Annotated in this window: 16 protein-coding genes; 2 read left to right on the plus strand and 14 right to left on the minus strand. The window is 64.8% G+C overall.

Going from position 1 to position 13,053, the window contains the following annotated elements:
* Window positions 1-167: 167 nt before the first annotated feature.
* Both NE234_RS05535 and NE234_RS05540 read right to left on the minus strand, forming a co-directional pair.
* Window positions 168-533 carry an ATP-binding protein gene (locus tag NE234_RS05535; protein WP_252777751.1) on the minus strand — a complete coding sequence of 122 codons (366 nt, stop codon included), beginning with the start codon at window positions 531-533 and terminating at the stop codon, window positions 168-170.
* Window positions 534-642: 109 nt separating this feature from the next.
* Entirely contained in the window at window positions 643-963 is a 321-nt protein-coding gene (locus NE234_RS05540) for a hypothetical protein (protein WP_252777752.1), read from the minus strand.
* A 230-nt stretch (window positions 964-1,193) separates the two neighbouring features.
* Here NE234_RS05540 and NE234_RS05545 point away from each other — a divergent pair, with 230 nt between their 5' ends.
* Together NE234_RS05545 and NE234_RS45800 are read left to right on the plus strand one after the other, a co-directional pair.
* Window positions 1,194-2,066: a helix-turn-helix domain-containing protein gene (locus NE234_RS05545; protein ID WP_252777753.1), complete on the plus strand. Its 873-nt coding sequence runs from the start codon at window positions 1,194-1,196 to the stop codon at window positions 2,064-2,066.
* A 25-nt stretch (window positions 2,067-2,091) separates the two neighbouring features.
* Entirely contained in the window at window positions 2,092-2,190 is a 99-nt protein-coding gene (locus NE234_RS45800; RefSeq protein ID WP_406566945.1) for a DUF397 domain-containing protein, read from the plus strand.
* Window positions 2,191-2,791: 601 nt separating this feature from the next.
* Here the strand turns inward: NE234_RS45800 and NE234_RS05550 are convergent.
* The 12 genes from NE234_RS05550 to metG form a co-directional block, all read right to left on the minus strand.
* Window positions 2,792-3,646, minus strand: coding sequence for a hypothetical protein (locus NE234_RS05550; protein ID WP_252777754.1), 855 nt, complete (start codon window positions 3,644-3,646; stop codon window positions 2,792-2,794).
* Between the two features lie 17 nt (window positions 3,647-3,663).
* Window positions 3,664-3,963: a DUF6317 family protein gene (locus tag NE234_RS05555; protein ID WP_252777755.1), complete on the minus strand. Its 300-nt coding sequence runs from the start codon at window positions 3,961-3,963 to the stop codon at window positions 3,664-3,666.
* A complete protein-coding gene (locus NE234_RS45805; RefSeq protein ID WP_406566946.1) occupies window positions 3,960-4,379 on the minus strand; it encodes an SseB family protein in 420 nt (139 codons plus the stop codon). Before NE234_RS45805 ends, NE234_RS05555 begins: the two co-directional genes overlap by 4 nt.
* 45 nt (window positions 4,380-4,424) lie before the next feature.
* Window positions 4,425-5,654 (minus strand): S8 family serine peptidase, encoded by a 1,230-nt coding sequence (locus NE234_RS05560; protein WP_252777756.1) that lies wholly within the window; start codon window positions 5,652-5,654, stop codon window positions 4,425-4,427.
* A complete protein-coding gene (locus NE234_RS05565) occupies window positions 5,651-6,136 on the minus strand; it encodes a hypothetical protein (protein WP_252777757.1) in 486 nt (161 codons plus the stop codon). The genes NE234_RS05560 and NE234_RS05565 overlap by 4 nt, the downstream gene beginning before the upstream one ends.
* A gap of 883 nt (window positions 6,137-7,019) precedes the next feature.
* Complete coding sequence (locus NE234_RS05570) at window positions 7,020-7,508, minus strand: hypothetical protein (RefSeq protein ID WP_252777758.1); 489 nt, start codon at window positions 7,506-7,508, stop codon at window positions 7,020-7,022.
* Window positions 7,509-7,747: 239 nt separating this feature from the next.
* Window positions 7,748-8,635, minus strand: a complete 888-nt coding sequence (locus tag NE234_RS05575) for a 4-(cytidine 5'-diphospho)-2-C-methyl-D-erythritol kinase (RefSeq protein ID WP_252778166.1) — start codon at window positions 8,633-8,635, stop codon at window positions 7,748-7,750.
* Window positions 8,636-8,646: 11 nt separating this feature from the next.
* Window positions 8,647-9,510 carry a 16S rRNA (adenine(1518)-N(6)/adenine(1519)-N(6))-dimethyltransferase RsmA gene (gene rsmA, locus NE234_RS05580; RefSeq protein ID WP_252777759.1) on the minus strand — a complete coding sequence of 288 codons (864 nt, stop codon included), beginning with the start codon at window positions 9,508-9,510 and terminating at the stop codon, window positions 8,647-8,649.
* A 91-nt stretch (window positions 9,511-9,601) separates the two neighbouring features.
* Window positions 9,602-9,922 (minus strand): plasmid mobilization protein, encoded by a 321-nt coding sequence (locus tag NE234_RS05585; protein WP_252777760.1) that lies wholly within the window; start codon window positions 9,920-9,922, stop codon window positions 9,602-9,604.
* A gap of 2 nt (window positions 9,923-9,924) precedes the next feature.
* Window positions 9,925-10,167 carry a BrnT family toxin gene (locus NE234_RS05590; protein WP_252777761.1) on the minus strand — a complete coding sequence of 81 codons (243 nt, stop codon included), beginning with the start codon at window positions 10,165-10,167 and terminating at the stop codon, window positions 9,925-9,927.
* 85 nt (window positions 10,168-10,252) lie between these two features.
* On the minus strand, window positions 10,253-11,089 hold the full coding sequence (locus tag NE234_RS05595) for a TatD family hydrolase (protein WP_252777762.1): 837 nt from the start codon (window positions 11,087-11,089) through the stop codon (window positions 10,253-10,255).
* A gap of 43 nt (window positions 11,090-11,132) precedes the next feature.
* Window positions 11,133-12,923: a methionine--tRNA ligase gene (gene metG, locus NE234_RS05600; RefSeq protein ID WP_252777763.1), complete on the minus strand. Its 1,791-nt coding sequence runs from the start codon at window positions 12,921-12,923 to the stop codon at window positions 11,133-11,135.
* Window positions 12,924-13,053: the final 130 nt, after the last annotated feature.

A 13,053-nucleotide genomic window follows, 5' to 3' on the forward strand; every position in this document is an offset into this window, starting at 1 on the left:
AGGCGCGCGGACTGGTCAGCGCCGAAGCCCTTACGTCCCGCGACGCCGCCCTACTCGCCCACTTCGAGGCACGCGACGACGGCTACCGCCCTCCACCCGGTGAGGCCGCAGCGGAGATCGCCCGAATACGAGCGGAGCGCGAGGCATATTTCACGGACGAGGACTGATCACCGTCGAGGCGGGAACGCCGCGCGTACGGTCTTGCCGGTCGCGGTGGGGTGGATGGTGACGTGGGCGAGTTCTTCGGCGATCCACAGGCCGCAGTGACCGACCTCGCCGGGCAGGTCCTGCATCGGCAGTTCGGGAGACGCGTCGGCGACGTCGAGGATGACGATGGGCTCGGGCTGTTTTCGTACGGTGACGGTCAGGGTGATCGGGGCGTTCCCGTGTGCGATGGCGTTGGTGACCAGTTCAATGGTGACCAGGATCGCGTCTTCGACCAGGCCGGTGTCCCAGCCGGCCAGCACGGTGCCGACCAGGGCGCGGGCGGTGATGACGGCCGCAGGGTCCTCATCCAGAGCCGGCAGAACCATTGGCGCTGCACATGCGGGGTGTGCGTGTCGTTCTCGGCGTACATGGCGTGACGCTCCTGAGGGTGAGGTCGTGACGGCCGGGCCGGTCCGGACGTTGCGGCGGCGCGTGTCAGCGGCAGGGGCAGCCGAGAACTTGGATGATGCGGGCGGCGGCGATGTCGACGTTGTCGACGTGCGCGATCCGGTCGCCGAAGGACCAGCGGAACCACCACAGCCCCGCCCCGTCGACACCGATGCGGATGTCGTCGTTGAGTGGTGGGGCCGCCGGGTTCACGACGCGTACTAATCCGAGTCGCCCATCAGCAGCAGCGACCTGGGCATACCAGCCCTCGGCCCGCAAGCGCTCCGCGAGCGCCTCAAGGCGTTGGCGGCTGTCGAGGGGTCCAGGCTCGGCAAGCGAATCCGATGACATGGAGATCACTTCCTTCATCGAAGGCGGGAGAAGGTGCTGCGGCCACATCGGTCGACAGCCGCCTTTTGGCGGATATGGCCTCCGCCGAACCGAGAAGACAATTACGATCTGTCATCGACAGATGACGTACAGACATCATGCCCTGCAGGCGAGACCGCTTGTCAAGTTGCCTCTGACAAGTTGTCTAGCCCGGACTTCCGGAGCTCAGGCACCAGGCGGTTCAGCGGGGCACTAGAGAAGAGGCGCAGATGAGCAGTCCGAGCACGTACGTTCAGCGCTTCATTCTGGGCGCTGAGCTGGCGAAACTCAGGGCGCGCACCGGGCTCAGCCTGAAGGACGTGCAGGCGGAACTGGACTACGAGCAGTCATGGATGTCCAGGGTCGAGCACGGCGAGCGAGGGATGAAGGCCAAGGACGTCCGCAGCCTCCTCGATCTCTACAGTCGGCACACGACGATCGAAGCCGGCCAACGAGAGGAACTGCTGGTCCTGGCACGAGCCGGCTTCTCCGGCAAACCCGACTGGTGGCGCAAGCTCGCCGGTAAGGGCCTGAAGCCAAAGTTCGACCTACTGATCGCCGCCGAGTCCGGGGCAAGAGTGATCAACGCCTGGCGTAGCCAGACCGTGCCCGGCATCCTCCAAACAGAGCCATACGCACGGGCGCTCATCGAAGCAACAGATATCGAGGGTGTCGTCGACACCGACGAACGAATCGAAATCAGGCGCACCAGGCAAGAGATCATCACTCGGCGAGACGATCCTGTCGCGCTCCATGTGATCCTCGATGAGGCCGTGCTTCACCACCAGATCGGCGGGCCGGAAGTACTACGGGGGCAGCTCGATCACCTTGTCCAGCTGGGCAAGCTGGACAATGTCAGGATCCAGGTACTTCCGTACAAGGTCGGGGCACATGCCGCCGTCACCGGCGACTTCGTCCTACTTGTATTCCAGGCGAGCGACGACCTCGGCATGGTTTACCTGGAGACAGCGACAACTGGCCTCGTACTCCAGAGCGAACACGAGGTTCGCCGGTACAGTCAGACATACGGGACGTTGCAGGCGATGGCGCTACCTCCAACCAAATCGGCGGACCTGATCGCCTCAGCGGCCAAGGACCTATAGGCGTGCCCGGCGAAGGGAGCCAGGGATGAGCCCACAGTTCGACTCCCCCACTTGGCGAAAGAGCTCCTACAGTGACGCCAATGGCGATTGCGTGGAATTGAGCTTGATCTGGACTCTAAGGTAGTCGGCATATCCGATCAGGCGTCGTCGGCGTGATGGTCCTGTCGCCGCGCCCCCGCCTGCGAAAGAAGAAGGTCAGCGCACCAAGGAGGCCGGCACTCGACGCAAGCTGCACGAAGGGGTGCCACACTTCTACAAGCATGAGCGCAATTCCCGCGACAGCCCAGAGCACGCCAACTAATAGCCTCCAAGGTGGGGCGAGGACCGCCCTGTTCGCACTCCACCGGCCCTTGCCGAGAAGGATCGCCACACCACACACGATCAACGACACACCTATGACCGAGTAGGCGACGGCGAGGAGCACCTGACCGAGCGCTTCGCTAGAAGCACTGACAAATATTACCGCTTACCCGCATTCCGGAAAGCGGAGATCTTGACTTGCACAAAAAACCAGAGGACAAAAGCAATAAAAGCTGGAATATAATACTCTTTCCAGATAATTTTGGAGAGGAAGCCAACACCCATAACAAGATATGCTAGCGCCGCCAAATATCGAAGGTTGCGCATCGATGGATCACCGACCCCACGATTTGCCCTCAAGAAGGCAACAAACCCGGTAGCACAAAGAGCGGCGCCCACAACTACATAAAAGATAAGCACGACGATCACCAATCCGTCGGGTCGCCATTTCCTGTTACGACCCCCTTGACGAATCCGACAGTACCAGCGACGGCCGCAGCAGCGCCTGCGATAGCGGGATCGAAGGGACCTGTCTCGGTAGCGAATAGCGCCACGGTTCCGCCCACGGTGCTCGCCCCGGCCCAAGCACCCTTCACCCCAGCACCCCAATGCAAGGTAGGCGAGTGATGACGGAGTAGCTTATCGGCCTTTTTATCGTTAGCCTCGAGAAGCGAGTAACTTTTCGCGAGCGAGTTAACCTCGTTCTGAGACAGCAAGTCCTTATGGTTATCGCGGTAGTTCTTCAGGCCAGCCGCCAACGCCTTGTACTCAGAGGAAAGCTTCCTAGCCGCCACTTGTCGAGCTTTACTCGCAGCAGCCAGCGCTTGCTCTCGACATTGGGCGAACTCTTGTATGAACTTCTGCACTTCTGGCTTCGACGTGCCATGCGGGAAACTCATATTCCCCGCGTGGTCGATCACAACATATCCAGCGGCGACACCCTTCTCTGCTTGCCGCTCCAGCCATGACTCAATCTTCGCGAGATTGACCGCCAGGCCATCGACGATGTCCCCTATCGATATCGCACGCTGAGACAACCAGCCGATGTCCTCTGAATCCTGACCGAACTGGTCCCTGAAGGCCCCTACAGCCGAGCCTGGATATACCCGCTCGCCGCTTTCACGAACCAAGCGAGCCACCGTCCGATTCAGAACCGATACGGGGTCTTTGCTATTTTCCGCAAAATTGTAGAGGACTTGAGAAAGACCCGAGAGGCCTTGAATATTGCCACCTATCCAGCTAGCAGAGATAGCCGGCAACGGCGAAGGGCTTCTAGACATCGCAAAAACTCCATGTATCAATAACTCGGCGACGGCGTCTTTCTTGTCAAGAAGTCGAAGATGTCACCCTCGGTTTGCTGGTAGTTGCGACGCGCAAAGTCCAACTTGTACGCATGGGCGCTTACGGCCTGTGAAAGCACAACGTGCATCTCGTAGAGGGCACCCAACGTAACGCTGAGAATTTCGTCGATTGTGACGTCTCCGCCTGATGGACAGGCCAGTTGAGTCATCAGGTTGGCATAGGCCTCACCCTGCCGAGAGAACTCGGTCGATGCCCTCGCCAGGTCATCAAAGACGACCTTGTATCCGTCGCTCACAGATTTTCCCTTCTCCAAGTTTCGACCCGATCTGCGGTCCACCTGTCAGCGTCCTCTTCCACGACAGGGTTCACCACGACGCGCGCTTGGGCCTCCGAAATCTGGATCAAGAGCTCGAGAACGGGAATCTTCTCCCAAGGCTGCCATTCGCCGAGCTGCTCTACAAGCATCTGTTGATCAGTGAATACGGGCAGTGCAGCGGCTCCATCAGCGAGCGCCCGCAATTCGAACTGGACCTCTCGAGGGCCGGCGCCTTCGGACGGCTTACTTGGGACAGTGGGCACGTATACCCAAGCGACACCTTCGGTTAGCTTCTTCCGGGCTTCGTAAGCACTATGGACCGCATGGTCGTTCGCCGATCGAGGGCTTAGGTCTCCATTAGAAGCTGTTGATGCGTTGTAGCTTGGTGAAGTCATTCTCACCCGTCACTTTTTTTAGATATCAGTTACATCTTTGCGTATTTACCGGGCATCAGTAGAAACGGCCTCGGCGGCGTGGGTCCGCCGTCGCCACACGAAACCGCCGACCACGAGCATGACGATGATGGCACCGGCCGCGGTGAGGGAGATGATGACGAGCCCGTTTCGTGCATGGCCTGATTCCGCTGAAGGCCGCGTGGCTGAGGGCTTCGGTGCCGGTCGGGTACTCGCAGCCGAATGAGATGCCTGCCACTTGTCGAACGCATCGAAGACAGGATTCGGCGCGTTCGATGGGACGGGATAGCGCTGCGGGTTCATTGCGGCGGTAATCTGAATCGCGCCATATCCCGTCTGCTCGTTCCACTTCGCAGGGCCCAATGGACGAGCTGTCGCAATCAAACGCTGCACCACGGTACGCGCCGACATTCCTGGGTTACGCGATCGAATCAATGCGACAGAACCCGATGTCAGAGCTGCCGCTATACTCGTCCCCCAGGCCTTTGGATAATAGAGCCCGTCCTTCCCAATCACGGCACCGATACCTGGCGCAGCTACGGCGACGTACGGCTGCCTCTCGGTACCGACATAGGGTTGTAGATGCTTGTCAATCGCACCGACCGCCAACACTCCAGCACAAGAAGCAGGCATCATTGGCGGATTTCCACTGCCCCCCGAGTTCCCCGCAGCCGCGACTACCACAACGTCATGCTGAAGCGCATAAGATACGGCATCCTGTATGCTTTGTTCACAACGCCCAGGAAAGCGAGACGAATCTACCCCCTGAGAAATACTTATCACTTTAGCCCCGTGGTCAACACCAAATCTGATGCCGTCTGCAAATGCTCGATACAAGATGTCAATTCGGTCACCGAGTTGTTCCGCGCCATGAATAGGCAGAATCTTCGCCTCTGGGGCAATGCCGACATAGCCAGTGGTCCCACCGCCTTGGGCTGCAATAAGCGCCGCCATCCCGGTTCCGTGACCGGCATCCCAATCGAAGTCCTTACGGCCATCACTGTCATGCCCCGTTGTGTCAGCTCCTGGAAGAACGACTCCGCTCAACTCAGGCAACTTGGCGTTGACCCCAGTATCGAGGACGGCGACGGTGACACCGGCACCGGTCGTCGTCGGCCAGACATCGCTCTGGATCCCCCAGGCGGAGAACCACCATTGGTCCTGAAGCGGCCGAGGTAGGGCATCAGCCCTCGTAGTCGGCATCACCGCAGCGACGGTGGCGACAAGACCTACAGCGATGCGCCTAACGATCTTCACTCATCTTCCTCGAAGTACCAGGGCGAATCTTCACTGATCGCTCCAGCCTGTCCCTGATCGAGACTCGTCCGATTCTTCAGTTGCTCGGCCTTCGCGCCTAGCCGGGTGATCTCGTCTTGCGGATCCTCGACGCCGTCTTCGAGGCCCAACTCATGAAGGAGCTGATCAAGATCATTGCTATCGCTGGATAGATCGATCTGGACGAGCTCCGCCGCTTCGTCAGCGGCACTCGTTGATTCGCCCTTTGCTTCCCTGGCGCCAATGAGGTGGGTGCCGGCTTCAACGCCGCCGGTCCACACGTCCTCATCTTCGGTAAGCCACGTCGTACGCTTACGTTCGCGGTCACGGCGATCGCCTGATGCTCCGCCCGCAGGGCCCATCACACCCGCCTGGCTCGCAGCCCTCGTCTCGGCGGCTTGACTGGCAGCCCTTGTTTCGGTGGCTTGAGCCTCTTCGGCCGCGCTTGCTGCGGCATCACTCACAGCCCTACGGTTACCGACTTGCCCCCAACGGCCATTCTGTGGGTCGATGACGCCAGCACCATCTGGTAGCACCGCACCACTGACCCCTGGCGCCGAGGTGTTGATGCCTGTTCCAGGTGTCCGACCGCCCAAGTCGTTAGGCAGCAGGCCGGTCCCACCGCCGGGCATCTCAGTCTTTGAACCGAGCGGTGAAGTTCCCGCTAGCTGCGTATTTGAGTCATCGGCACCCGACGCCGGGTGACCATTACCTGGGGCGAGTGCAGACCTCCCAGACTCGCCGCTCCGACCCTTCGGCGCGTGTTCGCCCGCACGGGGTGCTTTGCCATCTACAGCAGGGCTGCCCGCAGGGTTCCCACCTGGATTCCTCCCTGTGGCCTTCGGAAGTCCGGCAGCTTGAGAATGACCGTAATCTGAGCTATCCGGCGGGAGGGTGGTGCTGACGTCTGAGGGCATCCCGGCCCACGCCTGGTAGACGCGTTCGTTGGCGCCGGCCATCCAGCTCCGTGCTTCGGCTAGGTCTTTAGACGGAGGCCTCTTCTGGTACCAATCCAGGTTGGACCCGTAGTCATGGATCGCAGCCCCGAATTCCTGCGCGGATCGTTGAATGGTCGCAGATGATGCCCAAATCTCCCGCAGTGCGGACTGTGCGGCGGCGGCATCTGCTCCGCCCCAGGCTTCATGAAGCGTGCCGCGGACTTTGACCAGGTCGGTTGTGACCGTCTCGTATGCCGAAGCGAAGTCCTGGTAGCTCTGTCCAGCCGCCTTGACTTCGTCCGGAGCCGTCTTCTTCAGCAGGTCGTCGATGTCTTTGCGGCTGTTGTACCCACCGGGCGTTCCCGAAGGAGCGCTGGCGCGCATAGGGAACGTGAAGCCCTCGGCCATCTCAGTGCCTTCCATCCGGGTTCAAAGAGTTGGCTACAGGTGCCTGTGACTTGGGCGGCGCCGACGTCGGTGAGAAGTCATAGCTCATCGCGCTGCCCCCGGGGGCGACGTGTAGACGCTTGTCCAGCGCAGCGATCCGGCGGGCAAGGTTCGCTTCGTTCGCGTCATGAACGTTCGCCGCTTGGTGCAGCTTGTGGATGGTGCTCAGCAGAGCGTGCAGGATGCGGCTGTGCTGCTCGGCGAGGGCATGGTGGCCGGCTTCGACACTGGGCTGCAATCCCAACGCGGCGTCCCACGTGCCGAGCGCTTCCGGGTTTTCGAGCGGTTTCAGGCGCTCACTCGCCGCGAGGAGGTGCTCGAGAAGGCCTTCGAGTTTGTTGGCGACCGCTCTGACCTGAGACGTGTCGACGCGGAGCTTGCCGTGGTCGTCGATTCCCGGCCAGTCGTTGTACGTCTGAAGTGGAGCCGAGTTCGCGTTCACCGGCGGCATCGGTCTTGGCCTCCTCGCATGCGAGCACCCCGTACATGCACTGCTCCAGCAGGGGCTTCGATGCGGCGGTCACCGTCATCGCGTCATCCCCTGCGTGCCCCGTCGATCCCCAAAGCGTCCTAAAACTTTACGGATCCTGACAGGGAACGTCCAGGCCATTAGCCGTTCGGTTTACCGAGCCGTGACGATTCGGCATTAGGGACGAACGTTCGCACCATCCGTCCCTGACCGAAACTGCGCTACAGCAGGGTTACACCCGGGACCGGGCCGAAGGCGGGGCGGACGGCGGCGAAGCGGCCTGACTCGTTCAAAGCGGCGGCGACTTCGGCGCTGTGGTCCAGGGAGGCGGCGAGGAAGGCGCACGTTGGACCGGAGCCGGACACCAGTGCGCCGAGGGCGCCCGCGCCGCGACCGGCCGTCAACGCGTCGCGGAGGGACGGGCGGAGGCTGAGGGCCGCCGGCTGCAGGTCGTTGTGGAGGGCCCGGCCGAGGGCCTCGGCATCGCCGGTCTTCAGGGCGGTCATCAGGTCGTCCGACACCTGGGGCCACACGCTGTCCTGCTCCCCGGCTGCGCGCAGCCGATCGCACTCGGCGTACACCGCGGGCGTGGACAGGCCGCCGTCGGCGTACCCGAACACCCAGTGGAACTCCCCCGTGACCTCGACCGAGGTCAGCCGCTCGCCCCGGCCCAGGCCGACGGCGGTGCCGCCGAGCAGGGCGAACGGGACGTCGCTGCCGAGCCGGGCGCCGAGTTCGAGCAGCGTCTCGCGGTCGAGACGGGCCTCCCACAGGACGTCGCAGGCCAGCAGGGCGGCGGCCGCGTCGGCGCTGCCGCCGGCCATGCCGCCCGCGACCGGGATGTCCTTGCGGATGTGCAGCGCGACGTCGGGGCGCCTGCCGATGTGCTCGGCCAGCAGCGCGGCGGCGCGGGCGGCGAGGTTGTCCGGGCCGGTCGGCACGTTCGACGGGCCCTCGACGGTGACGCTCAGCGCGTCGGCGGGGGTGGCGGTCACCTCGTCGAACAGCGAGACGGCGTGGAAGACGTTGACGAGGTCGTGGTAGCCGTCGTCGCGGACGGGGCCGACGCTCAGCTGGAGGTTCACCTTGGCGGGCACGCGCACGGTCACAGTGGTCACGGTCAACCGATCGTAGGCGACGAGGGCCGGTGTTCGGCGATGCGGGTGAAGGCGACGACGTCGAGGGACTCGCCGCGGGCCGTCGGGTCAACTCCGGCGGCTCGAATGGCCTCCTCGGCCGCCGCGGCCGAACCGGCCCAGCCGGCCAGGGCCGCGCGGAGCGTCTTGCGGCGCTGGGCGAAGGCCGCGTCGATGACGGCGAACACCTCCTTGCGCGAGACCGCGCTCGTCGGTGGTTCGCGGCGGGTGAAGGCGACGAGCCCGGAGTCGACGTTCGGCGCGGGCCAGAACACCGCGCGGCCGACGTTCCCGGCGCGGCGGGCCCGGGCGTACCAGGCCATCTTCACCGACGGCACGCCGTACACCTTGCCGCCGGGCCCGGCGGTGAGCCGGTCGGCGACCTCGGCCTGCACCATGACCAGCCCGTGCCGGAGGGACGGGAACGTTCCGAGCAGGTGCAGCACCACGGGCACCGCGACGTTGTACGGGAGGTTCGCGACGAGCGCGGTCGGCGGCGAGCCGGGCAGTTCGGTGACCCGCAGGGCGTCGTCGGGCACGACGTCGAGGCGGCCGGCGAGGTCGGGGGCGCGCTCGGCGACGGTCTCGGGCAGCCGTTGGGCGAGGACGGGGTCGACCTCGACGGCCACGACGCGATTCGCGACCGGCAGCAGGGCCAGGGTCAACGAGCCCAGCCCGGGACCGACCTCCAGGACCACGTCCTCCGGGCCGACGTCGGCGTCGCGGACGATGCGGCGCACGGTGTTGGCGTCGATGACGAAGTTCTGCCCGAGTGTCTTGGTCGGCCGCAGTCCCAGGCCGCCGGCCAGCGCGCGGACGTCCGCCGGCCCGAGAAGTCGTTCACCCACGGACCCAGTCTCCCGTACGACGGTGGCCGCCCGGCCACCGTCCCTTGATCACTGGCGGTCGCTGCCTCTAGGGGACGGCGAATGCCAGTGATCAGGCGTGCAGTGCCCGCAGCGCGTCGATGACGAAACGCCGTGCCTGGGCCATGTCCTTGCGCGCTCGTTCGAGGTCGATCACCTCGGCGCCCGGCGCCGTCAGCGCGGCTCGGCGGATGAACGCGGACAGGCTCAGGCCGGCCGCGTCGGCCGCCTGCTGGATCCGTTCGATCTCCACGGAGTTGAAACGGACGGAGACGACGCTGTCCAACTTCCGAGAGACTCGGGCCTCTACCTGCTCGCCCCATACTTCCGGATCGTCGCGCTGCTCGTAGTAGAACTCGGCCGCGTCGGCGTCGGACATCTCTGACTTGCTCACCGTCATACCTCCCAAGCCGTCACGGGCCGGGCGGATCGTCCACCGGCGTCATACGCGAAGGGCACTGCGAGCTTCCTCCCGCCGTCAGTCACACCGAGCGCGAGATAATCCGCCGCCCGCCCGCGCCTGTTGCGTCGGATCATCGGTCCGTTGACGAACACCTGCTCGACCGCATCTCGCGTCACGCGTCGCAGCGCATGGTCGAGGTTTCCGTCGTCCCACTCGATCGTTTCGATGACGAGCAAAGCCCGCGCCCTTCATGTCATACATCCTAGACGCCGAATGTATGACCCGCGAGCGTGATCGTTCAGCTACTTCGTGTATTCGGGGTCACCAGGGGCCGAAGACGCGCTCGCCGTTGGCGGCGATGGCGGCGCATAGGTCGGCGAGGTCGACGCCCTTGACGTCGCTGAGGCAGCGGACGGTCAGGGGGACGAGGTACGGGGCGTTCGGCTTGCCGCGGTGCGGCACCGGGGTGAGGTACGGGGCGTCGGTCTCGACGAGGATGAGCTCCAGGGGCGCCACGGCGGCCGCCTCCCGCAGGTTCGCGGCGTTCTTGAAGGTGACGTTGCCCGCGAAGCTCATGTAGTAGCCGTGGTCGGCGCAGACCTTGGCCATCTCCCGGTCGCCGGAGAAGCAGTGGAAGACGACCGTGTCCGGCGGGCCCTCCTCCTCCAGGATGCGCAGCACGTCGTCGTGGGCGTCCCGGTCGTGGATGACGAGGGCCTTGCCGGTGCGCTTGGCGATGTCGATGTGGGCGCGGAACGAACGCTGCTGGTCCTCGGCCGAGGCCCAGTCGCGGTAGTAGTCCAGGCCGGTCTCGCCGACGGCGCGTACGTCGGGCAGCGCGGCGAGCTTGGCGATGTCGGCGAGGACGTCGGCGGTGGCGTCACCCGAGTCGTTCGGGTGGATCGCCACCGCCGCGTACACGTCGTCGTACGTTCCGGCCGCGTCGGCGGCGTGCTGCGACGAGGCGAGGTCGTAGCCCACGGTGACGGCCCGCCGGATGCCGACCGAGTGGGCGGCGGCGAGCACCTCCGTGATAGGCACCTCGAGAATGTCGAGGTGACAGTGGCTGTCGAACACCTCGACCGGCAGCGCCTCGGGCAGCGGCGGGAAGGCCGCGCCGCGGAAGCCGTCCGACGTGTTCTCCGGTCTCTCGCTCATACGAGCACCCTCCCCGGTGCCGCGGCCGGGTATGAGCCCGGACTCAGGACTGCTCCAGCCGGGCCAGCTCCTCGTCCACGACCGAGGGGTCCAGCTTGGCGAACAGCGGCTTGGGCGGGGCCAGCGGCGTGCCGGCCACGATCGGGCGCGACTCCCAGCGGGCCTCGGTGTCGTAGGACCCGGTGAGGACCGGGTAGTCGGGGCCGCCCTCCTCGGAGACCTCGCGGATCTCCGGGGCGCCGCTCCACTCGCCCTGTCCGCCGAGCATCCGGTGGACCTTCTCCGAGGACCCCGGCAGGAACGGCGTGAGCATCGACTTGGCGTCGTCGACGAGCTGCAGCGCGACGTGCAGGATCGTCTTCATCCGCTCCGGGTCGTCGTTCTTGAGCTTCCAGGGCGCCTGCTCGGACAGGTACTTGTTCGCCTCGGCGACGGTGCGCATGGCCTCGTTCGCGGCGTTCTTGAACCGCGAGCGGGACAGCTCGGCGCCGACCGCGTCGAACGCCTTGCGCGACCGCTCCAGGATGTCGCGGTCAAGGTCGGTCAGCTCACCGGCGGCCGGGATCTCCCCGATGTTCTTGGCCGCGAAGGAGATCGAGCGGTTCACCAGGTTGCCCCAGGTGGCGACGAGCTCGTCGTTGTTGCGGCGGACGAACTCGGACCAGGTGAAGTCGGTGTCCTGGTTCTCCGGGCCCGCGACCGCGATGTAGTAGCGCAGCGCGTCGACGTCGTACCGCTCGAGGAAGTCGCGGACGTAGATGACGACCTGGCGCGAGGAGGAGAACTTCTTGCCCTCCATGGTCAGGAACTCGGAGGAGACGACCTCGGTGGGCAGGGTGAGCTTCCCGAGGGAGCCGGCCGTGCCGCCCTTGTCACCCGCGCCGTTGTAGCCGAGCAGCATCGCCGGCCAGATCTCGGCGTGGAAGACGATGTTGTCCTTGCCCATGAAGTAGTACGTCTCGGCGTCGGGGTTCTGCCACCAGGCGCGCCAGGCGTCGGGGTCGCCGCTGCGCTTCGCCCACTCGACGGAGGCCGAGAGGTAGCCGACGACCGCGTCGAACCAGACGTACAGCCGCTTGTCCGGCCGGTCGACCCAGTCCGGCAGCGGCACGGGCACGCCCCAGTCGAGGTCGCGGCTGATCGGCCGGGGCTGCATGTCGTCGAGGAGGTTGCGGGTGAACTTGTAGACGTTCGGCCGCCAGAGACCCTCCTTGCCCTGCAGCCACGAGCCGAGGGTCTCGGAGAACGCGGGCAGGTCGAGGAAGAAGTGCTCGGTCTCGACGAACTTCGGCGTCTCGCCGTTGATGCGGCTCCGCGGGTTGATCAGGTCGATCGGGTCGAGCTGGTTGCCGCAGTTGTCGCACTGGTCGCCGCGTGCCCCGTCGTACCCGCAGATGGGGCAGGTGCCCTCGATGTAGCGGTCGGGCAGGGTGCGTCCCGTGGAGGGGGAGATCGCGCCCATCGCCTTCTTCGTGAAGACGTAGCCGTTGTCGTACAGGCCCTTGAAGATCTCCTGGACGACGGCGTAGTGGTTGCGCGTCGTCGTCCGGGTGAACAGGTCGTACGACATGCCGAGGCCGTGCAGGTCCTGGGCGATCACCTTGTTGTAGCGGTCGGCCAGCTCACGGGCGGACACGCCCTCCTTGTCGGCCTGGACCTGGATGGGGGTGCCGTGCTCGTCGGTGCCGCTCACCATCAGGACCTTGTTGCCCGCCATCCGCTGGTAGCGGCTGAACATGTCGGCGGGCAGCGCGAAGCCGGAGACGTGCCCGATGTGGCGGGGCCCGTTGGCGTACGGCCAGGCGGGCGCGGTCAGGATGTGACGGCTGGACATGTGCTAAGCCTAAGGGCCGCCCGCCGATGACTCACTCCGATATCACCTTTCCGGCACGATCACCATGCCGAGTCCGGCTCCTCGTCGTCGAGCGCGTGGGCGTCGTGTGCGAGATTCAGATCGAGTGAGA

Origin of the sequence: Actinoallomurus rhizosphaericola (assembly GCF_024055675.1) — a bacterium.
Lineage (GTDB): Bacteria > Actinomycetota > Actinomycetes > Streptosporangiales > Streptosporangiaceae > Actinoallomurus > Actinoallomurus soli.